At 35.4% G+C, this 22,518-nt stretch carries 18 protein-coding genes and 1 tRNA gene; 4 read left to right on the top strand and 15 right to left on the bottom strand.

The genetic code is table 11. The features are described from left to right. Nucleotides 1-8: 8 nt before the first annotated feature. Nucleotides 9-1,604, top strand: coding sequence for a T9SS type B sorting domain-containing protein (locus tag DRF65_RS03190; protein ID WP_115968806.1), 1,596 nt, complete (start codon nt 9-11; stop codon nt 1,602-1,604). 95 nt (nt 1,605-1,699) lie between these two features. Here the strand turns inward: DRF65_RS03190 and DRF65_RS03185 are convergent. From DRF65_RS03185 to uvrA, 3 genes are all read right to left on the bottom strand, one after another. Further along, nucleotides 1,700-1,771 (bottom strand) — tRNA-Arg (locus DRF65_RS03185). 541 nt (nt 1,772-2,312) lie between these two features. Further along, nucleotides 2,313-3,029, bottom strand: coding sequence for an alpha/beta hydrolase (locus DRF65_RS03180; RefSeq protein ID WP_115968805.1), 717 nt, complete (start codon nt 3,027-3,029; stop codon nt 2,313-2,315). A gap of 304 nt (nt 3,030-3,333) precedes the next feature. Continuing rightward, complete coding sequence (gene uvrA, locus DRF65_RS03175) at nt 3,334-6,126, bottom strand: excinuclease ABC subunit UvrA (RefSeq protein WP_115969167.1); 2,793 nt, start codon at nt 6,124-6,126, stop codon at nt 3,334-3,336. Between the two features lie 637 nt (nt 6,127-6,763). Here uvrA and DRF65_RS03170 point away from each other — a divergent pair. Beyond that, nucleotides 6,764-8,575, top strand: coding sequence for a TonB-dependent receptor plug domain-containing protein (locus DRF65_RS03170; RefSeq protein WP_115969165.1), 1,812 nt, complete (start codon nt 6,764-6,766; stop codon nt 8,573-8,575). Between the two features lie 71 nt (nt 8,576-8,646). Then, a complete protein-coding gene (locus tag DRF65_RS03165) occupies nt 8,647-9,363 on the top strand; it encodes a DUF2490 domain-containing protein (protein WP_115968804.1) in 717 nt (238 codons plus the stop codon). Here the strand turns inward: DRF65_RS03165 and DRF65_RS03160 are convergent. The 12 genes from DRF65_RS03160 to DRF65_RS03100 all read right to left on the bottom strand — a co-directional run bounded on the left by DRF65_RS03160 (nt 9,360) and on the right by DRF65_RS03100 (nt 21,316). Further along, nucleotides 9,360-9,806 (bottom strand): phosphohydrolase, encoded by a 447-nt coding sequence (locus DRF65_RS03160; protein WP_165852161.1) that lies wholly within the window; start codon nt 9,804-9,806, stop codon nt 9,360-9,362. The genes DRF65_RS03165 and DRF65_RS03160 overlap by 4 nt on opposite strands. 81 nt (nt 9,807-9,887) lie before the next feature. Continuing rightward, nucleotides 9,888-10,223, bottom strand: a complete 336-nt coding sequence (locus DRF65_RS03155; protein ID WP_115968802.1) for a YegP family protein — start codon at nt 10,221-10,223, stop codon at nt 9,888-9,890. A gap of 167 nt (nt 10,224-10,390) precedes the next feature. Continuing rightward, nucleotides 10,391-10,846 carry a hypothetical protein gene (locus DRF65_RS03150; protein WP_115968801.1) on the bottom strand — a complete coding sequence of 152 codons (456 nt, stop codon included), beginning with the start codon at nt 10,844-10,846 and terminating at the stop codon, nt 10,391-10,393. Between the two features lie 198 nt (nt 10,847-11,044). Next, complete coding sequence (locus DRF65_RS03145; RefSeq protein ID WP_115968800.1) at nt 11,045-12,820, bottom strand: acyl-CoA dehydrogenase family protein; 1,776 nt, start codon at nt 12,818-12,820, stop codon at nt 11,045-11,047. Between the two features lie 113 nt (nt 12,821-12,933). After that, the gene (locus DRF65_RS03140; RefSeq protein ID WP_115968799.1) at nt 12,934-13,302 is read right to left on the bottom strand and encodes a four helix bundle protein; all 369 of its coding nucleotides are present in this window, start codon (nt 13,300-13,302) and stop codon (nt 12,934-12,936) included. Between the two features lie 98 nt (nt 13,303-13,400). After that, on the bottom strand, nt 13,401-14,579 hold the full coding sequence (locus DRF65_RS03135; RefSeq protein ID WP_115969163.1) for an acetyl-CoA C-acyltransferase: 1,179 nt from the start codon (nt 14,577-14,579) through the stop codon (nt 13,401-13,403). A 112-nt stretch (nt 14,580-14,691) separates the two neighbouring features. Continuing rightward, entirely contained in the window at nt 14,692-15,156 is a 465-nt protein-coding gene (gene tnpA / locus DRF65_RS03130; RefSeq protein ID WP_115969161.1) for an IS200/IS605 family transposase, read from the bottom strand. A gap of 88 nt (nt 15,157-15,244) precedes the next feature. Then, nucleotides 15,245-17,638 carry a 3-hydroxyacyl-CoA dehydrogenase/enoyl-CoA hydratase family protein gene (locus DRF65_RS03125; RefSeq protein WP_115968798.1) on the bottom strand — a complete coding sequence of 798 codons (2,394 nt, stop codon included), beginning with the start codon at nt 17,636-17,638 and terminating at the stop codon, nt 15,245-15,247. Nucleotides 17,639-17,691: 53 nt separating this feature from the next. After that, nucleotides 17,692-18,144 (bottom strand): MarR family winged helix-turn-helix transcriptional regulator, encoded by a 453-nt coding sequence (locus tag DRF65_RS03120; protein ID WP_045502437.1) that lies wholly within the window; start codon nt 18,142-18,144, stop codon nt 17,692-17,694. Between the two features lie 165 nt (nt 18,145-18,309). Beyond that, complete coding sequence (locus DRF65_RS03115; protein ID WP_115968797.1) at nt 18,310-19,233, bottom strand: ABC transporter ATP-binding protein; 924 nt, start codon at nt 19,231-19,233, stop codon at nt 18,310-18,312. A 527-nt stretch (nt 19,234-19,760) separates the two neighbouring features. Further along, nucleotides 19,761-20,732, bottom strand: a complete 972-nt coding sequence (locus tag DRF65_RS03105) for an iron ABC transporter permease (RefSeq protein ID WP_185148449.1) — start codon at nt 20,730-20,732, stop codon at nt 19,761-19,763. Nucleotides 20,733-20,752: 20 nt separating this feature from the next. Beyond that, complete coding sequence (locus tag DRF65_RS03100) at nt 20,753-21,316, bottom strand: TlpA family protein disulfide reductase (protein ID WP_115968794.1); 564 nt, start codon at nt 21,314-21,316, stop codon at nt 20,753-20,755. 32 nt (nt 21,317-21,348) lie between these two features. Between DRF65_RS03100 and DRF65_RS03095 the strand changes: the two genes are divergently transcribed. Beyond that, entirely contained in the window at nt 21,349-22,473 is a 1,125-nt protein-coding gene (locus tag DRF65_RS03095) for a ferredoxin--NADP reductase (RefSeq protein ID WP_115968793.1), read from the top strand. Nucleotides 22,474-22,518: the final 45 nt, after the last annotated feature.

Genomic DNA, 22,518 nt, shown 5'->3' with positions numbered 1-22,518 from the left:
ATATACAAATGACATTTTTGTCTCCAATTGTGTTGAATAATGCTGTATTGAATACCTGTGATAAAAACTTTAATTTAAATGAAACCTTCCAGCTGAGTGATGCGGTTGCCCAGTTATTCATTCCTGCTCAAAACACTGAGCCACTTTCAGCAATGACGATAACCTATTATCTTAGTGCCGCTGATGCCGCTTTGGGAAATCCGGCCAATCAGATTGGAAACACTATGACAACAAATGTATCTACAGTAACGGTATGGGTGAGATTCCAATCCAATACTACTGGCTGTTATTCCATAGCTTCCATCCAGCTCAATACCTATTTTCCTCCTAAAGCCATTACTACTACTATTAGTGTTTGTGATGAAAATTTAGATGGCAGCTATGAAGTTAATTTATTGAATTATACCAGCTCAATGGTCAATATTCCTAATGCAATGAATGCCTTTAGCTTTTATCTGACCCAGCAGGATGCACAAAATGGAGTAAACGCCATTGCAAACCCTTCCAATTATTCTGCTCAGCCTTTTCCAACACAGATGTGGGTAAAAATCCAGAATATACTGGGTTGCGATGATATGACTATTATTAATTTTGTATTCGGGACCAAACTGACACTCCAAAATGCGGGTCCGTTCCCGCTGGACAATGTCTGCGATGCAGGAGATGACGGCATTGAAAATGTTGATTTAACCCAGTTTATGCCGCAGATGTATCCCGGTGCCAATGTAACATTTGCTTATTATTCTTCTATGGCAGAACTTAATGCAGGGACGAATGCCATTGTAAATACTACGGTCTATCTATTCAATCAGAATACAGGTTCCAGTACAGTCTATGTAAAGGTGAGTGTTCCCGGATTCTGTTCCGAAAAAGCTGAAATTAAACTGTCTTTAAAAAAGCCTCCATTTTTCATGATACCTGAACAATATTTCTGCCCTGAGGGTTCATTTACTTATACCGCGAATATTCAAGGGTATAATATTGTAAGCTATGTCTGGAAAGACCCTAACGGAAATACTATTTCAAATGCTGCAACAGTGAAGGGAATTAAAGTAGCCGGTATATACAGTCTTACCATAGTATCTGATAACGGCTGTTCTTATATGGCAACCATGGAAGTAAAACATTTCGATGTTCCGGTTATTCAGAACATTAGTATTACTGGAGGTATTTGTACGGTATTTGCTACCGGATCAAAGACAATCCTGTACTCTATAGACGGCATAATATGGCAGGGGAGCAATCTATTCAATGGTCTGCCGGAAGAGATTATTACTTTTTATGTGAAATATGAAAATGAAGAATGTATTGTAAAGCATCAGGAAGTGGTTTTAGATATAAACAATACGATTACCCCTAATGGAGACGGTAGAAATGATCGATGGATTGTAAAAAATCTTCAGATTTTTGGAGGCAAGATGACCAATGCTAAAGTATTTGACCGCTACCAAACCCTGATCTTTGAACAAAATACCAATACCAAGGTTAATTGGGACGGAACTATTGCGGGAAGACCTGTTCCTACCGCTAGCTATTGGTATGTCATCACGCTTCCAAACGGTAAAGTATTTACTGGTTGGCTACTCGTAAAGAATATTGATTAAATAAAGAATTTTGAAATAATATTAGTCGATTAAATTCTTTAATAAATCGTGTTTTTACTATTATGTTGATTACAAACCTTGTAAATAATTTTTCGAAGCCCTACCAAGAATCGAACTTGGATCTAAAGTTTAGGAAACTTTTGTTCTATCCATTGAACTATAAGGCCTTTTGAAAAATAAAAATACAAATTATTCTTGTATGTATTTTAAATCAATACGTTAGTTTTCCATCATAGATTATACAAATGTTTGTATATGTTTTTTTAAGATTTCGAGATTGAATAGGTGGGTGGCTTTTGGTATTTGGAATCTTTAGAATAAAAGAATCTGCCCTTTAGAGGCAGATTCAGTAGATAAGACATCTCATTTTTTTAATTAGACAACAATAAAAAAGCACAGCCGACAATGCTGTGCTTAAATTTTTATTTCAAATTTAATTGCAATTTCAAGAGTAGTAAGAAAAGCAAATAAAGTTTCCACTTCGATGTTTATTACATAGTAAATGTAGTAATATTTTTAATAAGAAATGTGAATTTAATGTTAAAATTCACAAGTTATCCACAATTTATTGTGGATAAGTCCGGGATTGTTCTCTCATTATTCTTTCAGAAGAAAAGAAATGTCTACAATTACTGTTCATTCAGGTATTTCATCACAAAATCATTCAATATTTTCTTCTCTTCATCACTGCCTTTATTATTCATATGACTATGATTGATAGTGGTTAGCTGTATCGTCAGGTGATATTTTTTTCTGTTCTTCTTCTGTAGGTAAAACCCCTTCATCAGCAGGATAATCATTGGAACGTAACGAATAGATTTTAGGAATACTTGTCCTCGGAAGGAGCATCCTCCGGTTATCCATCGCAATGATTTTATAATCCAGATCCGGTTTTGTTTTTTTAAGCTCATTCAATACATATAATATATTGTCGGACCCATTTTGCCAGAAAGGTCTTCTTACCATTTGGAGGTTTCCTTCCACAGGCAGGGGAGAGTCTGTGGTCTGCTCATGCTGAATGCTCACTGTGAAATACCCTTTTGAAGCCAGCGTTTCCGTTGAATAAGAATACACAAAATAATCTCCACCTTTATTGAAGCCATACCCATGATTAAAGATAATCACTTGCTGATTCTGAATTTTCTTATTGGTTTTAGGCAGATAATATGCCACCGGAATCTTACGGTTTCTGCTTGGGTCAAGTAAAGTTAATGTATCCCGCTTCACTTCATATTCATTACTTGAAGTTATATTTTTCTTTACAGAGCAGTTGAGAAGGAATAAAAGTGAGGATAAGGGAATGAAGCTTTTGATATATTTCATCTTAAAACAGGCTGCATAGTTTCTATAGATTTTGATTAAAAAAATAGCAGTGGTTTTCTTTTTTCTAAGATAAAAATTTTCCTCTACAATGATCGTATTCATTTTGAAATACACAGAAATGTCAGGTAATTCTGACTTTTGATGCTATAAGTAGAAAGAGTTTATTTGCCAAAAGATCGTCACGAATTCATGAATATTCTTATTTGTTATGCATAAAACTTATCTGTCTGCATGATTTAAAAAATAATTTAATTTATAGTATAAATAGGGATTTTATACGAGTCCATAATATAAAAGCAGCTAAAAATATTCGTGCATTCGTTACAAATAAAGAATACACTTAAAATCGTTGATTTTCCCGAGCCTTAAAATCAAAACAGAGAGCTCAACGGCTCTCTGTCTGTATTTATTGTTCAAGTTTTTCCTTGATGTATTTTGCAGTATAAGATTTTTTATTTTTCGTCAGATCTTCAGGAGTTCCGGCAAAAACAACCTCACCACCATATTTTCCGGCTTCCGGACCAATATCAATGATATAGTCTGCACATTTGATAATATCCGGCTGGTGTTCAATAACAATCACCGAATGTCCAAGGTCTATCAGTGCCTGTAATGATTTCAACAGCTTTTTAATATCGTGGAAATGGAGACCTGTAGAAGGTTCATCGAAGATAAATAATGTTTTATCTGTAGTAACCCCTTTTACAAGGAATGAAGCCAGTTTCACACGCTGTGCCTCACCACCAGAAAGGGTAGAAGAGCTTTGCCCCAACTGTAAGTAGCCCAATCCTACTTCCTGTAAAGGTCTCAGTTTGGTAACTATCTTTTCTTCATTATTATCCTTAAAGAATTCCAACGCTTCATCTACAGTCATGTGAAGAATGTCTGAGATACTTTTTTCATCAAACTTTACTTCAAGAATTTCACTTTTGAATCGGGTTCCTTTACAAACTTCACATTCAAGTTCAATATCAGCCATAAACTGCATGGAAACATTGATCACTCCTTCACCCTTACATTCATCACATCTTCCGCCATCTACGTTAAAAGAGAAGTGTTTCGGTTTGTAGCCCATCATTTTAGCCACTTTCTGCTTGGCAAAAAGATCACGGATGTCATCATAAGCTTTCAGATAGGTTACAGGGTTTGAACGTGACGATTTTCCTATTGGATTTTGATCGATCAGTTCAATATTTTTAATAAGCTTCTTCGGGAATTCTACAGAATCATAATCTCCTTTTTTACCACCCATTCCCAGCTGGATCTGAATGTCATTGGTAAGGATTTCCTTCATCAGAGTCGACTTTCCACTTCCTGAAACTCCTGAAATAACAACCAGACTTTCCAAAGGAAGATCTACATCAATGTTTTTAAGGTTATTTTGGCGTGCTCCTTTAATGTGAATCCATTCTTTTGCTTTTCTGCGTTTCTTCGGAACTTCTATTTCCAGTCTTCCTGTAAGGTATTCTGAAGTAAGGGTATTGGCTTTTTTAAGATCTTTATAATCTCCTGCAAATACAAGTTCTCCTCCCAGATAACCTGCTTCCGGGCCGATATCAATAATATAATCTGCAGCACGCATGACATCTTCATCATGTTCCACCACAATGACAGTATTTCCCAGATCACGAAGATTTTTTAATACTCCGATGAGGTTTTCCGTATCCTTGGAATGCAATCCAATGGAAGGCTCATCTAATATATAAATGGAACCTACCAAAGAACTTCCCAGGCTGGTGGCCAGGTTAATCCTCTGACTTTCCCCTCCGGAAAGGGTATTGGAGGTTCTGTTTAATGTTAAATATCCTAAACCTACTTTTAATAAAAACTCCAGGCGGGTTGTAATTTCGTACAATAGTCTCTTGGCAACTTCTTTATCGTGATCAGACAGTTGTAAACTGTTGATTAGTGGTGACAGTTCATCTAAAGGAAGTTCAATCATGGACTGAATATTATATCCGTCTACTTTTACCCAGCTTGTTTCTTCACGCAGTCTCAGTCCTTCACACGTTGGACAAAGCGTTTTTCCTCTGTAACGGGAAAGCATCACCCTGTACTGAATTTTATAAAGATTTTCTTCAAGCATTTTGAAGAAATTGTTGAGACATGGGAAATTACTTTTACCATCACCTTTCCAAAGGAAATTTTTCTGTTCTTTGGTCAATTGATGGTAAGGCTTATGAATAGGGAAGTCCCCGGCCTTTTTGATAAAATCTTTTTTCCATTCGCTCATGGTTTCTCCCCTCCAGCAGACTACAGCGTCTTCGTAGATGGATAATGTTTTATTAGGAACCACAAGATCTTCATCTATTCCGATTACTTTTCCGTACCCTTCGCAGGCAGGGCAAGCTCCATATGGATTATTGAAACTGAAAAAATGGACATTCGGCTCAAGGAATTCCATACCGTCCAATTCAAATTTATTGGAAAATTCTTTTACCTTTTCGGTATCTGTATTTTTTAGAGAACAGTAGCCGCGGCCTTCATAAAATGCCATCTGAATAGAATCTGCCAGTCGCTGTAAAAAGCTCTCATCTTCCTCGTATGAAAAACGGTCGATCACAAGATTGATCTTCATGCCTTTTTCCGGCGCAAATCCAAAACTTTCAAGATCTTCAATTCCAGCTACATTTCCATTGATCTCAAGTCTTGTAAAACCTGCCAGTTTTAAAATATTTAAGGTTTCCTTAAAATTGTCAGCATCATATTCCAGAGGAGCGGTCAATAAAAAGGAAGTATCTTTTTTAGAGGCTTTAATAAAATCAACGACATCGGAAACTGAATCTTTTTTTACCTCCTCTCCGGAAACAGGAGAAAATGTTTTCCCGATCCTTGCGAATAAAAGCTTCATATAATCATAGATCTCCGTAGAGGTTCCTACGGTAGAACGCGGATTGGATGAAATTACTTTCTGTTGGATGGCAATAGATGGTGCAAGCCCTTTAATATCATCCACTTTAGGCTTTTCTAATTTTCCCAGGAACTGGCGGGCATAAGAGCTCAAACTTTCTACATATCTTCTTTGTCCTTCTGCATAGATGGTATCAAAAGCCAGGGATGACTTTCCACTTCCTGATACTCCTGTAATAACAATCAATTTATTTTTTGGGATCAGGACATCTATATGTTTCAGATTGTTAAGATGGGCATTCTTAACGAAAATCTGTTTTTTAATATCTATTTCTGTAGTATCAGCCATATTTTGTTTATTCATAAAAGCAACTGTACAGCGTTGTAAGCAGCCAGTCTAATGGTGTTTCCGGAACATTCCGGATGTCATTAATTGAACTTTCAAATTTGTTTTCCGATTCATCAGACAAAGGCAAGACATTAGAAATGCTGCTCAAAATACAGTTGAAAAAGAAGACTTCTGTCGAAAAATTAAGACCCACAAAATTACGAAATTTTTAGCAAAAATTATAAGCTTTTCCTATGACTAAAATTGTATATAAAAAAACAAAAATTGGTGTTTTGATACCACAATATTGTACTCAAAAAAAGAATATTTAAGAAGTTTTTTGTGGAATTATTCTGTGTTTACCTTTTATTTTTGTTGAATTTCAAACAGTTTCACTTGCTTTAATATGTTTTTTTATTCAGGTATTGTTTTATGTTTTAAAATTATTTAAAATTGTATTCATAAATATGTAATATAGAAATGAGAAAATTATTCAGAGATCTAGTTACACATTTAATGAGAAAAAGATAGAATTACCCCCTCACAAAAACATAGACGCAGCATTCAGCCGCGTCTTTTTTTATGACAAGTATCATTTGCCTGTCTTCATGAACTCCCTTACTTTTGATCCTTGTTAAAAGAAACTGCGGAAACGATTATGATCAAAAAGATAGGAAGTGTTTTTTTTCTGGGATCTCTGCTTTGGGCACAGGCACAGGAAAAGACTACAGATATTGAAAACATAGAATTTCAGGGGAAATTTATCTCCACACCTTATAAAAGTGCTAACCAGAATATCACTGTTATTACAAAAGAAGATATTGCCAATGCTCCATCTAAAAGTATTGATGAAATTCTTCAGCAGGTTCCGGGTATGGACATCAGAAGGAGAGGATCCAATGGAGTTCAGAGTGATATCAGTTTCCGTGGAAGCTCCTTTGAACAGGTTCTGTTATTATTGAACGGAGTAAGAATCAATGATTCTCAAACAGGTCACAATTCCATGAACATTCCGGTAGATCTGGAAGATGTGGAGAAAATTGAGATTATAAAAGGTCCTGCAGCAAGACGTTTTGGGCAAAATGCTTATGCAGGCGTCATTAATGTGATTACTAAGCCCGGAATAGGGAAGAAAGTTAAAATAAGTGCTGAAGGCGGTGACTATGGTTCCTATGGTTTAGGCTTTAATGCCCAGCTGGGAAATGAGAAATTTGCAAATACTCTTCAGGCCAATACTTCGGGATCAGAAGGGTATATGTATAATACCGATTACGAGATCAGAAACGTATTCTATCAGGGAAAACTGAATATTAAAAACGGAGATCTGAGACTTCAGGCCGGTTTTTCAGAAAAAAAATTCGGTGCTAATGGATTTTATGCTTCCAAAAATGCTGTAGACCAGTATGAAGAAATGCAGGCTTCTATTGTGAGTATTGCTCATCAGCAGACATTCGGAAAACTAAAGATTAATTCTAACATATACTGGAGAAGAGGGCAGGACATGTATCTTTATACCAGACAGAATCCTAAGGGTTATAGAAATATGCATATAGGAAATAATGTGGGTGGTGAAGTGAATTCCAGTTACCAGTGGGGATTGGGAACTACCGGAGTAGGTGTAGAACTGAGAAAGGAGTTTTTGGTGAGCAGCAATTTAGGAAATCCGAACCGTTTTGTTTCCCAGGTTTTCTTTGAACACCATTTTTCTTTATTAGATAAAAAACTGAACATTACCCCGGGAATCTCGTGGGCTAATTATTCTAAGGAAGGAAATTTCTTTTATCCGGGACTGGATGTAGGTTATAATTTCAATCCTAACAATAAAATATACGGAAATATTGCAAAAGTACACCGTATACCTACTTTTACAGATCTTTATTATGTAAGTCCACAGGAGCGCGGAAACCCGAATCTGCTGCCTGAAAATGGCGTTTCATCCGAGGTGGGATACCAATATCAGGATCAAAAGATTTTAGCTAAAATCAGTGGGTTTTTGAGAGATTCAAAGAATTCTATTGATTGGGTTAAAAAAGATATCAATGATAAGACATGGGCTGCCGAAAATGTAGGGAACATCAAAATCAAAGGAATAGAAGCAGAAGTAAACTACAAAATGAACAATTGGCTGAAGCTGATGGCAGGGTATACCTATATTGATGGTAAATTTCAAAAATCCAATGAATTTGTTTCAAAATATATTATGGATAATCTGAGACACCAGTTCATCGGTAAAATGGAAACAAAATTCCTTGGTTCTTTCACGAATGAGGTTGTTTATCGATACAATCAGAGACAGAGTTTAGGCAGCTATCAGCTTGTAGATGATAAATTAAGCTTTAGCAGAAAAGACTATTCCGTCTATGTTCTGGTAAATAATATTACCAATACGAAATATACGGAAGCTTTTGGAGTGGAAATGCCACAAAGATGGTTCCATATTGGTTTTTCTTATACAATTAATATGAAGTAAGTGTTAATTCAATATTAATGAAAGTTAATATTAATAAATTGTTAAAAAAATTACATTTGCAAAAATTTTTTATGAAACGTTTTTTAGGTTTAGGTCTACTTCTTAGTCTTTCTTTCTTTAAAGCTCAGGAACATATTTCCAGCTTCAATGCAGTGACTTTAACCTATAAGTTTCATCCCAAGTTTTTCTTATACGGAGAAGGCCAATTGCGAGGTAACGAAGAATATTCGTATCCGGATTATTATGAAATAAAAGGAGGGGTAGGATATAATCTTACCAAGAATCACAAACCATTTGTGGGGCTTGGAAGATATGTTAACTATAAAGACCATAAATTAAGCAGGGAAGAGTTCAGGGTATGGCTTCAGGATGTCATTGACATTAAAAAAGGCATCGTGAAATTTGAAAACCGTTTCCGTGTGGAAAAAAGCTGGTTTTATGAACCTCAAAGCGATAATACTTCTCAAAGGATGCGTTACCGTTACCGTCTGAATGTAAGCGTACCTTTAAACTCCAAAACTATAGAGAAAGGAACTGTTTTTGCCAATGCTTATGATGAGATTTTCTTCGTAACCCCGATGAAGCCTACTTTTGCCAGAAACAGAGTCTATGGTGGTTTCGGCTATCAGATCGATGATTATTTTGGAATAGCAACCGGATATCTTTGGCAACGTGAATTTGAAGCAAAAGGAAATAAAAATTTACATTTTATTTATCTGGCTCTGAATATCAACATTGATGATACCGGTCATCATGTAAAAACGTACGATTTCCCTGGTGCAGATTAATACTTCTCCACCAGATAACGATAAGCTTTAAGGTATTTATTAAACCTTTTAATGTCTTTAGGAGTAAGCTCTCGGTTTACTCTTCTAAGGTCCATATTATCACGCAGATCGTTTATCTTTACGGCAACAGAAAGCAGAGATCTTTCTGTTCGTTTAATGAAATCATCATAATCCTCTTCCGGATCAAACTTGGTAAGGCAGCTGATTGCAAAGATCATGTATTCCGGAAATCCTTCGCTTCTTAAATAGTCCAGACTGAATTCCACCGGATGATCTTCTACAACATCATGTAATACCCCAACAATTTTTTCATCGATTGTTTTACCGTATTCCATTACACGCATCACATGTCCTATATAAGGAGCATGGTATTTGTCCGTTTGTCCTTTATGAGCCTTATCGGCAATCTTTATTGCTTTATTTAGTAATTCTTCTTTTGTCATCTTTTCTATCAAAATAGAGTACAAAAATAAAAAATGCCTTAAAAAAATAAGACATTTTTATTGAGATTATTTAAGATTATTCTACAAATCTGTTTGATCCTCTACAGAAGCGCTGGGAGCATTGTTTTTTACAGATTCTATCCCGTTTTCCATGCCGTTATCAGTTTCATACATCTGGCTTGTTCCAATGATCTGCCCATTTCCGGCCTTAAGATTAAAGTAACATCTTCCATCTCTGGCGGTATTCCTTTCATATTTGGCATCTTCCTGTGAATTGGTTTTTACAGAATTGATTCCGTTTTCGCAGGATGGTTTTGTACCGTATCCCTGACTTGTTAAGATGACCTGACCGTTTCCGGCCTTAAGGTTGAATTGAAAATCGCCACTGGCTCTTTTAGAAATAATAAATTTTCCCATAGGTTTGTATTTTGAATTAATGGTGTTTAGTTATAATAAAATTAGGAAAAAAATATTAAATCATCTGTTATTCAGTCTGTAATTGATTTATTAAAACTGTACTTTTTTATAAATATTTATAAAACATTTTTTCTGATAAAAAGAACGGAGTAATTACATAGCAGATTTTAATGAATATTTAATCTTGAAATAGAAATGATTTTTCTGTCCGAAGCCAGTCTAAATTCAAAATAATCATCTTCATTATTTTTTAAGTCTTCAAAAAACATATCCTGCGATTGTAATTTGTCTGTAAAATATTTAAAATTTGTTGATAGTTGCAGCTCTTTATTTACTGATGATACACATTGAATGCTATACATGGCTTCACAATGTTCATTATTACCGCTGATATCACTTACTGATGCAGTTCCGATAAGCATAGATGCACACCGGAACTCCAATAGACTGTTTTCAGCATCTTTTTTTATATGTATATTGGTTGCATATATAATGGTTTCGTTGTTATTTATCTTTTCACAGGCGCATATCCCTGTCTGAGGATTCGATTTATTGATGTCTTTTGATTCCTTACAGTTACAGGCTGAAAGTAGGAGAGCGGCGATGAGAAGAGTTGTTTTCATAATTAATGACTGTGGATAAAAACCTGGTTATAGGAAAACTATATTTAAATATACATAGAATAAATCATTTTGAAGGTTAATGGACAATCGTTAAAATATGAATGTGAGTGATGTTATATAAGCATTATGTAATCAAATTTTAAACGAAAAAACGCCCCAAAAATGGGACGTTTTGAAATCAAATTTATGTTATAAAGACTAATAAGCTCCTTTATCAATATAGTGAGCAGCCACTTTTTCAGTTAATGCTACTACATTTGGATTGTTAGTGTATTTTGTAAATCTTCTTAATCCGGAAAGCATCATTCTCTGCTCATCTCCTTCAGCGAAAGAAATAATTCCTTCTTTAGCTGCTACAGTGATTTTCTCAACAGCTTTGTAAAGGTTCAACTGAGCCATAGCTGCTTCTACAGAATCAGGAGAGAAGTGTTTCTCAGCTCTTAATACTGTAGATTCTGCCATATAGATCTGGTTTAGGATTTCAGAAGCATTCAACAATAAGTGCTGCTGTTTTTCGATATCCATCATATATTTTTGAAGAGCTGCTCCGGAAACCATAAGGAATACTTTCTTAAGGTTAGCGATGATTGCTTTTTCCTCACTCATGAATGCTGAATAATCTGGAACTTCAAATGAAGGAATACCCATCAATTCTTTGCTGATTGCCATTGCAGGGGATAAAAGGTCTAATTCACCTTTCATTGCTCTCTTAATAAGCATTCCTACTGCTAATAATCTGTTGATCTCGTTAGTCCCTTCATAGATTCTTGAAATTCTAGAATCTCTCCAAGCCGCTTCCATCGGAGTGTCTTCAGAGAATCCCATACCTCCGTATACCTGAATTCCTTCATCCGCAGTGTGTTGTGCAAGATCAGAAACGAATACTTTAAGGATAGAACATTCTACAGCGAATTCTTCAACACCTTTAAGCTCTGCAGCCTGGTGATCCATTCCGCCTGCTACCAATTCGTCAATTTTATCCTGAACATTTTTCGCTGCTCTGTAAGAACCGGCTTCACTTACGAAAACTCCGGTTGCCATTTCAGCAATCTTCTTTCTGATTGCTCCAAAAGTGGCGATAGAAACTCCAAACTGCTTTCTTTCGTTAGAATATTGGATAGAGTGGTTTAAGATTCTTCTTTGTGCATCTAAACAAGCTGCTGCTAATTTGATACGACCTACGTTCAATGCATTTAAAGCGATTTTGAAACCATTGTTTCTTTCTCCTAAAAGATTCTCTACAGGAACTTTCATGTCATTGAAGAAAACCTGACGCGTTGAAGATGCACGAATACCCAATTTGTGCTCTTCCTCACCGAAAGTTAAGCTTTCAGGGTTTTCCAATTCAGAACGGTTGATTACAAAACCGGTGATATTTTTATCATCATCAATTTTTGCAAATAAAGTGAATGTATCAGCAAATCCTGCATTAGAAATCCACATTTTCTGTCCGTTGATGATATAATGTTTTCCATCTTCAGAAAGCTTAGCTCTTGTTTTTCCAGAGTTCGCATCTGAACCTGCATCAGGCTCAGTTAAGCAATAAGCTCCGAATTTTGTTCCTGTTGCTAAGTCCGGAAGATATTTTTTCTTTTGCTCTTCAGTTCCGTAAAGAACGATAGGCAGGGTTCCAATTCCGGTGTGCGCCCCATAAGCTGTCGCCAATGATCCTGTAGTTCCTGAAATGTAATCACAAGCCAGCATCGTTGTTACAAAGCCCATTCCAAGACCTCCGTACTCTTCAGGAACTGCTATTCCCAGCATTCCCATATCACCAAGCTTACGCATTGTTTCTTCAGTAAACGCGTAATCTTTCTTTTCGAAACGCTCTCTTTGAGGCACCACCTCTCTATCTATAAATTCCTTCGCTGAATCACGAAGCATTTTTTGTTCTTCATTCAGTTCTTCAATACTGAAAATTTCGTTTGCAGGAATTTCCTTGATTAGGAATTCACCTCCTTTTAATGTAGCCATATATTATTTTATTTTTTTATTATTTTTTGAGACTATTTAGATAATAGACGGATAGATGATAGATGTTTAACATTGTCTATTATTGATCTGTTTTTATTATCTTTTTCTCTTAATTAATCTTTATTTAAAGTATTCTGAAATACCATTGTTGCTTTTTGAAATTCTTCAATTTTAACTTCAAAGATTTCACTTTTTTCATCAGATAAATATTTTCTGTGATTTGCTAACAATATTTGTGTTTGCAATTCAAATGATGAACCTAAAGAAATATCCAGAAAATGACTAAAAGACTTATTCGTTCTGCTTGATCCTTCAGCTATATTTGATGGAATTGAAATTGCACATCTGTCCATTTGACTTTTCAAACCATATTTTTCATATGTTGGAAAGGTATCAGTAAGATCTAAAGTGCTTTTTGATAATTCCAGACCTAGCTGCCAGATTTTAAGCTTTTTGAAATTGTGCCTTTTAAAACCATTCATTCTTCTTTGTATTTTTGAGACTATTTAGATAATAGACGGATAGATGATAGATGTTCAAATTTGTCTATTATCTCTCTGTCTATTATCTATTCATCTATTTATAGTAGTTCAAAAATACTTGCTGCTCCTTGCCCTGTTCCCACACACATCGAAACCATTCCGTATTTGTTACCACGTCTTCTCATTTCGTCAAGAAGTTGAACCGTTAGTTTAGTTCCTGTACATCCTAGCGGGTGACCAAGAGCGATGGCTCCTCCGTTTACGTTTAAGATATCAGGATTTAAGCCTAATTCTTTTTTGATAGCCACTGATTGTGATGCGAATGCTTCGTTTAGCTCGATCAAATCGATATCCTTTAGTTCAAGACCTGCCTGTTTTAATGCTTTTGGAATAGCATAAACGGGTCCCATACCCATAATTCTTGGTTCAAGACCTGCAGCAGCATAGGCTACTAATCTTGCTTCCGGTTCAAGACCTAATTCTTTTACCATTTCTTCGCTCATAACCATAACGAAAGCAGCTCCATCACTCATTTGAGAAGAGTTTCCGGCAGTTACACTTCCTCCGTTAGCGAAAACAGGTCTAAGCTTAGACAAACCAGCAAAAGAAGTATCTGCTCTTGGACCTTCATCCACAGAGAAATCGAATTTCTTAGTCTGGATCTTCTGGTTTTCATCAAGGAAATTATACTCTACAGGGATTGGAACAATCTGATTGGCAAATTTACCTTCCTGATTTGCTTTTAAAGCTTTCATATGGGACTCAAAAGCAAACTGGTCCTGTTCTTCTCTTGTAATATTATACTGTTTTGCTACCTCTTCTGCAGTATAACCCATTCCCCAGTAATAATCAGGGTTTGTTTTAGCGATATCTGTTTCAGGAACCGGCTTATAACCTCCCATCGGGATATAGGACATAGATTCTGTGCCACCAGCGATGATGCAATCTGCCATACCAGCCTGAATTTTTGCGGAAGCGATGGCAATAGCCTCACTTCCTGATGCGCAGTATCTGTTTACAGTTACTCCCGGAACTTTATCTGTATTTAAACCCATTAAGGAAATCAAACGGGCAACGTTTAATCCTTGCTCTGCCTCAGGCATTGCATTTCCTACAATAAGGTCATCAATTCTGTTTTTATCTAATTGCGGAAGCTCAGCCATTAATTTTTCAATAACGGTAGCTGCCATTACGTCAGGACGTGTAAAACGCAGGGAACCTTTTGGTGCTTTTCCTACTGCTGATCTGAATCCTTTTACGATGTATGCTGTTTTCATTTTTTGTTTAATTAAATTGTTTTTGAAAGATTTTCGCCTCATAGAGGTAAACTGTTCATAGATATTTGTTTATGCTTTTTTGCAATCTGTGGAGCTCCGTAGGAGCGACCTGTTAATCTTCAATCCATTTAAATAGATATTTTGGATCATATTCAATTTCAAATTTTGACATCAAATCCAGATATTCTTCTCTAAAAGTTTTCTTTTTATGATGTTCCTCCTGGTTTAAAATATATTTCACCACTGGATCAACACTGCTTTTAGAATAAGAGAAAGCTCCGTATCCTTCCTGCCAATTGAATTTTCCATTTATCCATCCTTTTTCATTGATGAATTTTGAAGACCCAGCTTTAATGTCTCTTACTAAATCTGAAACTGACTGTGTCGGATTCATACTTACGAGAATGTGTACATGGTCTGGCATTGCAAAAACTGCGAATAATTTTTGATTTCTATTAGAAACGATACCTGTAATCAATTTATGTAATTCTTCTCTGTTTTCTTTTGAAATCAGGTTTTGTCTTCCTTTGACTGCAAAGACAATTTGAATATAAATCTGTGTATAGGTATTGGCCATAAAATCTAACAGGTCGCCTCTACGAGGCTCTCTCATCTTCTAAAATTATTCAATAGCTATTAACAGTTCGGTCCTACGGAGCTCCCCGTTAGTTTCTTAATGGCTTCCCATTCTGTAGCATATACTGAATTCTCTCTAAAGTTTTTCTTTCACCACAAAGCTGAAGGAATGTTTCTCTTTCAAGATTCAATAAGTATTGCTCAGTAACCACTGTGGGTTCAGACAAGTTTCCACCTACCAATACATTAGCTAACTTATCAGCAATTTTCTTGTCGTGTTCAGAAATATATTTTCCTGTTAACATCTGGTCTGTTCCTACGTAGAACATTCCTAATGCATCTCTACCTAAAACTTTTACTTTTTGTTCGATAGGCTGAGTATATCCCTGTTCAGCTAATAGTTTTGCCACCTTTTTAGCTTCGGCAATCTGTCTGTTTTTGCTTACAGAAACAATGTCTTTTCCTTTTTCAAGGATTCCCATATCATAAGCTTCATATGCTGAAGTAGCTACTTTACCCATAGCGATATTCATGAAAGCATCACGAAGCCTGTTGTTTTTAACATCATCGCTGTGGAATTCTCTGGAAGTTCTTAAGGCAAGTTCTTTAGTACCACCACCACCAGGAATTACACCCACTCCGGTTTCAACCAGTCCGATGTAAGTTTCTGCTGCGGCAACCACTCTGTCTGCATGCATTGTCATTTCGCATCCGCCTCCTAAAGTCATTCCATGAGGAGCAACTACTACAGGGATAGAAGAGTAACGCACTCGCATCATCGATTTTTGGAAATAAGCAATGGCCATATTCAAGTCATCCCAATCCTGCTCAATAGCCATCATAAGAATCATGGCAAGGTTAGCTCCTACAGAGAAGTTTGCGCCTTGGTTTCCTACTACTAATCCGTCATATTCTTTTTCTGCTAAATCAATAGCTCTGTTTAATCCATCTAAAACTTCGCCTCCTAGAGAGTTCATTTTTGAACGGATCTCAAAGTTGATGATACCATCACCTAAATCAAGAATGGCTGAACCTGAATTACTCCAAAGCGTTTTATTTTTTCTGATATTATCAAGGATAATGAAAGCATCCTGTCCAGGAATTTTGTTATATTCTCCTGAATTTTTGTCAACATAAATACTCTGTCCTTCATCGTTAACTTTGTAGAATGTTTCTACATTTTTAACCCAGTCAGAAACTTCATATCCGGCATCTTTAGCCAATTCAATACCTTTCTGAACACCTACAGCATCCCAGATTTCAAATGGACCATTTTCCCATCCGAAACCAGCTCTCATAGCGTCGTCAATTTTGTAAACTTCGTCAGAAATTTCAGGAACTTTATGAGAAACATAAGCGAATAATGCGCCTAATGATTTTCTGTAAAGTTCACCAGCTTTATCTTTACCACCGATCAATACTTTGAATCTGTCGATTGGCTTATCAATAGCTTTTGTTAATTCTAATGTAGGGAATGAAGACTTTCCTTGAAGCTCATATTCTAATGTGTCAAGGTTTAATCCGTGAATTTCAGATTTACCTTCTGCGTTTTTCACTTTTTTATAGAATCCCTGTTCTGTTTTTGAACCTAACCATTTATTATCCATCATTTTCTGGATATAGGCAGGAAGAGCAAATACATCGTTAAAGTCATTCGCTTCAGCACCGCTTTGACGAACGCCGTTGGCTACCATTACCAAAGTATCAAGACCTACAACATCAGCAGTTCTGAAAGTTGCAGATTTTGGACGACCAATTACCGGACCTGTTAATTTATCAACATCAGAAACGGTAAGTCCTAATTTCTGTACATTGTGAAGAAGATCCATCATAGAGAATACCCCAATTCTGTTTGCAATAAATGCAGGAGTATCTTTTGCTAAAACGGTTGTTTTACCTAAGAATTTAGCACCATAGTTCATATAGAAGTCTATGATTTCCGGATCTGTATCGTTTGTTGGAATAATCTCAAGAAGAGGAAGATATCTTACCGGGTTGAAAAAGTGAGTTCCTGCAAAGTATTTTTTGAAGTCTTCGCTTCTTCCTTCTGTCAAGAAGTGGATTGGAATCCCTGAAGTATTGGAAGAAATTAGTGTTCCCGGTTTTCTGAACTGTTCAATTTTTTCGTATACAGACTTTTTAATGTCAAGTCTTTCTACTACTACTTCAATAATCCAGTCTGTATTTTTAATTTTTGGTAAATCATCATCGAAGTTTCCAACTTTGATTCTATCTGCAAACTTTGGTGAATAAAGAAGTGCAGGGCTTGCTTTTTTCAGTTTTTCGAAGTTTTCGGTAGCAATTCTGTTTCTTACTGCCTTATCTTCTTTAGTCAAACCTTTTTTCTGTTCAGCTTCAGACAATTCAAAAGGTACAATATCCAAAAGTGACACTTCCACACCAATGTTGGCGAAGTGAGCTGCAATACCGCTACCCATAATTCCTGAACCAAGAACCGTTACATGTTTGATTCTTCTTTTCATATCTATTTTTTTATTATTTATAAGGTTACATGAACCATACAGTTCATGATAATTTATTTTCTGTTATTGAGGAGTTCATTTGCAATCTTCATAATCTCAGTCATCACATCTTTAAAAGTATCCATCTTTTCCGGGCTGATCTTTTCCATTACTTTTTTATTGAAATTGACAACAACTTCCTTAGACATATTTCTGGAGTTTAAGCCTTTGTCTGTAAGTTTGATAATCACCTCTCTTTTATCTGTGGTGGTTTTCTCCTTATAGATGTATCCGTTATCTTCCAGAAGTTTAATGATTCTCGTTAGGGAAGTGGGTTCTATGGCCATTTTAGGTCCAAGATTCGTACTTCGCGTTCCTTCTTTGGGATCAATTTTAAGAAGGGTAAGTGCTTGTACTGCCGTGGAATCATGTTCCTGAGCCAATTCTGTGTACATTTTAGAAACAGCCAACCAGGTCTGTTTTAAAATTAAATCTACGTTTTCTATTTTTTCCTTATTATTATCCATCATTTTTGCGCCAATGGTTTTACCCAAATTTAGTAAATATTATGCATGCATAGTATTTATTAAAGTTAAATTTTGTTAATAACCTGATAATAAATGAGTTAAATTGTATGATTTGCATAATACTATGCATGCATAGTATGTGAAATAAGTAAAGAAAACTATTGATTAGTAAATGTTTCCAATGAAATTTATGATTTCTTCAAAGGATTCGCATTGTTGTTTCAGCGAATCGTTAGTAATTACCCAAAAACCATCCTGAAATTCAAAATTAAGAGAAGAAAGGTCTTTTGAGAAGTTTTTTTGAAGCAAAGAATAGAGCATTTCCTTCTGAACCTGTGGTGCAGAAATATGTGGTGGAATAAAATTCTCGTTCATTTGAAATAATGAGGCATTGGTGAGTTCATCATGCTGAAGTAATATATCTTCCACAATTCCTGAATGAAGCTGTGAATCTTTTACATACCATATTTTATCTGCAAATTCCTTAGCCAGGCGCCAGTCGTGTGAAGAAAACAGAATAAGTTTATTCTGTTCCTTGGCCAGTCTCCTTAAAGTTTTAAGGATAATAATCTTATTTTTTTCATCCAAATGGGTGGTAGGCTCATCCAGAATAATGATAGGGGAGTTCTGGGTGATGGCACGTCCGATAAATGCTTTCTGAAGGTTCCCATCCGAAAGATTCTTAAGGAGCGTATATTTATATTGTTCAAGATCCAGTTCTTCAATAATATGGGCTATCTCTTCACGATCTTCCTTTTTTAATTCAAAATAAAAAGGGTAGTAGATGTATTTTCCCAACGAAATAAGATCCTCAACTGTATAATGCTGTGGAACAACAGACTTTGAAAATACAATAGCAATATTCTCTGCAATTTCTTTTACAGACAGCTTTTTTACATTCTTGCTATTAATTAAGATTTCCCCACCCAATAATGAAATCTGGTGAAGAATAGATTTGATTAAAGTTGTTTTTCCAACTCCGTTATTTCCAATCAACAAGCAAACATCACCAAGTTTCAATCCTGCATTAGCATTTGAAATTAATGTTTTATTGTATCCTATGTTAGCTTGTTTGATCTGTAGGTGCATGTTTAAAAAGAAAGGAGAGTTAAAAAAATAATAAAAGGAAGAATACTAAATAAGAAATATAGAAGTTTATTTTTATTGATTTTCCATAAACTATAGCCTCCTAAAATGAGAGATCCCAAAAGAAGACAAGGAAAAGCAACCATTAGCCACCAGTTATGGCCCCAAGAATAAATCCAATGTAATTCTTCATTCATTCTGAACATTTTAGAATACTCCAAAAAAGCAAAACTTATTGCAAACAAAGCTATGTGTGCAATAATCAATTGTTTTTGGGATATTCTAATTTTCATAGTTTGAATTACTATTGGGGATTTAATAACTGAGTTTGTTTTTCAGCCTATTTTCGTCATGCTAAAAGTATCTCTCCAAAGTGTAGTTTAGATTCCTATGGAAATGACATAAAGTGAAAAATTTTACCATTATTAATAAATATTTAGAAAGGTATGAAATTATTCGTAAACATCTCCGAGCGATTTAAAGCTATGTACAGATAGAAAAATTTGCGTCTTCGCGTTTCCCAACAAAAATCACACTTTATTCTGCTTCAAAAGCATGAGTAAAACCACAGGAATTCCAAAAACAGAACTTATCACATTCAAAGGGATTTGGGTTTTTTCTGCAATCACAGAGAAGATCAGCATAACCAACATTCCCAGAAACATATTCAAGATCCATTGCTGCCATAATTTTGCAGGGTTGTAAATCAATCGGCAAAAGTGAGGAACAATTATCCCAATAAAAAGAATTGGCCCTAAAAAAGCAGTAATAGAGGCAGAAAGTAGGGAAGAGGCTACGATGATTAGAAGTTTTAAATGCTTCAGATTAACTCCTAAACTTTGTGCATATGAAGTTCCCAATGAATTTCCAATTAATGGTTTTATAGATTTAAAACAGAAAAATAATCCTATCAATACTAAAGCTGATAAAACATAGATCTGATTCCTCGTTACCATATTATTAGCTCCGAAAGACCATAAAATATAGTTTTTCAGACTTTGATTCTCTGCATAAAACTGTAACAGGGAAACGATGGCTCCGGCAAAAGCAGATACCAGAAATCCGAAAATAATCAGGTAAGATTTATCCTGAAATTTATTGGACATGGATAACAGAACGAGCATCAATAACAAACTTCCTCCAATAGCTGATAGACTAAGAAAACTGTTTTGCAGAAATTCAGGAAGCAGAATATTATGAGAGAAGAAAATATAAAATGCCACTGATAGGCTGGCTACAGAGGTGATGCCCAGAATATCAGGTCCGGCTAATGGATTTTGAAAATATTCCTGCATCAGAAATCCGGAGGTAGGAATTGAAATTCCAGCCAATAGCATAACAAAAACTCTGTTAATACGAATTTCAGCAATTTGACTTTGGGCAGAATCCTGAAAGAAATCCTGAAGGCTTAAGCTTAAAAATCCTGTGTTCAGATTAATAATTGCGCCTCCAATGATTGCAATAGTTAACAATAAACACAGGATCTTAAATCTTTTTGACATGATTCAGAAAGATGTATATTTTATTTTAGAAAAGCATTGATTTTAGAGTTCAATACTTCTTCGGTCATCATACCAAGGTATTCATCCGTTTGACTTCCTTTTCTCATAAAGGTAAAAGGAATTGAACCACCATCCCATTGTTTAAAGTTTTTGGAGAAGAAATTCGGATCTAATTTTTGTCCATCCAGCAGAATAACATTGGCTCCAAGATTATGTTCTACTACAAAATCTTTCACTGCAGTATCCCATTCTGCTTTGTCATCAAGGTTTACAAAGGTGAATTTTACAGGCTTGTCTTTTAATTCCTCCATTTTATTTTTAAAACTTGGAATTTCTCTGATACAAGGACCACACCATGTTGCAAAGAAATTGGTAACATATAAAGTGTCATTATTTTTAGCTAAATGCTGACCTACATTTTCAGGAGAAAGTTCTTTGGGAATATACGTACTTACCTGATCTGCTGTGTTTGGAGTTACAGTAACTGAATCCGTAACAGGAGTGTTGTCTTCAGCTTTTGAAGTTTCTTTTTTACAGCTGTAAAGAGCTGTCAGGATCAACGTGGATAAAATTATCTTCTTCATAAATTATTTTTTATCTATTTTTGAATTGAAGTATGGAACAACAAATCTATAAAGGGAAACTGATACAGTTTCATCCGTTAAAAATAGCGAAAAAGGTAGAGCTGACCAAAAATACTTTTTCTCTGGAGATCGATATTCCGGAGAATCTGAAAGAAAATTTCAAGTTTGATGCCGGGCAGTTCGTTAGTGTAAAATTCCTATCACATGGAAAAGAAGTTATTAATGATTATTCAATGACTTCGGCTCCTTATGAAGGGAAAATATGTTTGGGAATAAAGGTTAATTCTCCTGATGGAGCTACTTCTCAGCTGTTTCAAAACTATGGGGAAGGGGATGAATTAATGATAAGTGAACCCGCAGGCAGATTTACTATAGTATCTAAGCCCAGCGAATTCAGAACTATAGTTGCTTTTGCTGCCGGTATTGGAATTACTCCTATTTTAAGTCATTTTAAGAACATCCTTCATAACGAACCAAGAACAAGACTGTTTTTATTCTTTGGAAATAAAAGTTCAGATGATCTCATCTACAGAGATCAGTTGGATAATCTTGCCAGAACCTGTGGAGACAGACTTCAGATTTTTTACTTCTTTTCTCAGGAGAAAACAGCTGATCAGTTTTTCTATGGCAGATTAGATGAAAAGAAATTAAACTTAATTATCAATCAGATCCTTCACCTGGATGATACAGATGAAGAATCTACAATTTGGGATGCTGTAGACGAAGTTCTGATCTGTGGAAAAGGGGAAATGATTAAAACGTTGGCAAACGCCTGCTATCATCACGGAATTCCAAAAAGAAATATTCATTTTGAGCTTTTTGAAGAATATAATGATGATATTTATCCTGTAGAAAAAGAATTTCCACTTATTGAAAATATAGAGGTAGAATTTACGATGCTCGGAAAAAAATATACAACCCAACTTACTGATAATAAGGATAGAATTCTGCAGCAACTTTTGTTTCAGAAATTCCCGGTTCCTTACTCATGCAAATCCGGAATCTGCGGAAGTTGTGAATGTTCTTTGGATGAAGGAGAAGTGGAACTGCTGGAAAATGAATATCTTACCGAAAAAGAAGAAGGGCAGGGGCATATATTAGCTTGCATGTCAATAGTGAAAAGTAAAAAAATAAAGCTTAACTTTGATCTTAGTTGAGAATTATTAGGAACATATTTAACCTGGGATTTGTATCATTAGAAT

Origin of the sequence: Chryseobacterium pennae (assembly GCF_003385515.1) — a bacterium.
GTDB classification, from domain to species: domain Bacteria; phylum Bacteroidota; class Bacteroidia; order Flavobacteriales; family Weeksellaceae; genus Chryseobacterium; species Chryseobacterium pennae.
This window is presented reverse-complemented; position numbering and strand designations above follow the sequence as displayed.

What these genes read in the sequence shown, in the direction of transcription:
- DRF65_RS03150 (WP_115968801.1), bottom strand. Translation starts at nt 10,846, where the DNA reads ATGAAAACAACTCTTCTCATCGCCGCTCTCCTACTTTCAGCCTGTAAC.
- DRF65_RS03095 (WP_115968793.1), top strand. Translation starts at nt 21,349, where the DNA reads ATGGAACAACAAATCTATAAAGGGAAACTGATACAGTTTCATCCGTTA.
- DRF65_RS03125 (WP_115968798.1), bottom strand. Translation starts at nt 17,638, where the DNA reads ATGAAAAGAAGAATCAAACATGTAACGGTTCTTGGTTCAGGAATTATG.
- DRF65_RS03170 (WP_115969165.1), top strand. Translation starts at nt 6,764, where the DNA reads ATGATCAAAAAGATAGGAAGTGTTTTTTTTCTGGGATCTCTGCTTTGG.
- DRF65_RS03160 (WP_165852161.1), bottom strand. Translation starts at nt 9,806, where the DNA reads ATGACAAAAGAAGAATTACTAAATAAAGCAATAAAGATTGCCGATAAG.
- DRF65_RS03135 (WP_115969163.1), bottom strand. Translation starts at nt 14,579, where the DNA reads ATGAAAACAGCATACATCGTAAAAGGATTCAGATCAGCAGTAGGAAAA.
- DRF65_RS03105 (WP_185148449.1), bottom strand. Translation starts at nt 20,732, where the DNA reads ATGTCAAAAAGATTTAAGATCCTGTGTTTATTGTTAACTATTGCAATC.
- DRF65_RS03155 (WP_115968802.1), bottom strand. Translation starts at nt 10,223, where the DNA reads ATGGGAAAATTTATTATTTCTAAAAGAGCCAGTGGCGATTTTCAATTC.
- DRF65_RS03100 (WP_115968794.1), bottom strand. Translation starts at nt 21,316, where the DNA reads ATGAAGAAGATAATTTTATCCACGTTGATCCTGACAGCTCTTTACAGC.
- tnpA (WP_115969161.1), bottom strand. Translation starts at nt 15,156, where the DNA reads ATGGCCAATACCTATACACAGATTTATATTCAAATTGTCTTTGCAGTC.
- DRF65_RS03120 (WP_045502437.1), bottom strand. Translation starts at nt 18,144, where the DNA reads ATGGATAATAATAAGGAAAAAATAGAAAACGTAGATTTAATTTTAAAA.
- DRF65_RS03165 (WP_115968804.1), top strand. Translation starts at nt 8,647, where the DNA reads ATGAAACGTTTTTTAGGTTTAGGTCTACTTCTTAGTCTTTCTTTCTTT.
- DRF65_RS03115 (WP_115968797.1), bottom strand. Translation starts at nt 19,233, where the DNA reads ATGCACCTACAGATCAAACAAGCTAACATAGGATACAATAAAACATTA.
- DRF65_RS03190 (WP_115968806.1), top strand. Translation starts at nt 9, where the DNA reads ATGACATTTTTGTCTCCAATTGTGTTGAATAATGCTGTATTGAATACC.
- uvrA (WP_115969167.1), bottom strand. Translation starts at nt 6,126, where the DNA reads ATGGCTGATACTACAGAAATAGATATTAAAAAACAGATTTTCGTTAAG.
- DRF65_RS03180 (WP_115968805.1), bottom strand. Translation starts at nt 3,029, where the DNA reads ATGAATACGATCATTGTAGAGGAAAATTTTTATCTTAGAAAAAAGAAA.
- DRF65_RS03145 (WP_115968800.1), bottom strand. Translation starts at nt 12,820, where the DNA reads ATGGCTACATTAAAAGGAGGTGAATTCCTAATCAAGGAAATTCCTGCA.
- DRF65_RS03140 (WP_115968799.1), bottom strand. Translation starts at nt 13,302, where the DNA reads ATGAATGGTTTTAAAAGGCACAATTTCAAAAAGCTTAAAATCTGGCAG.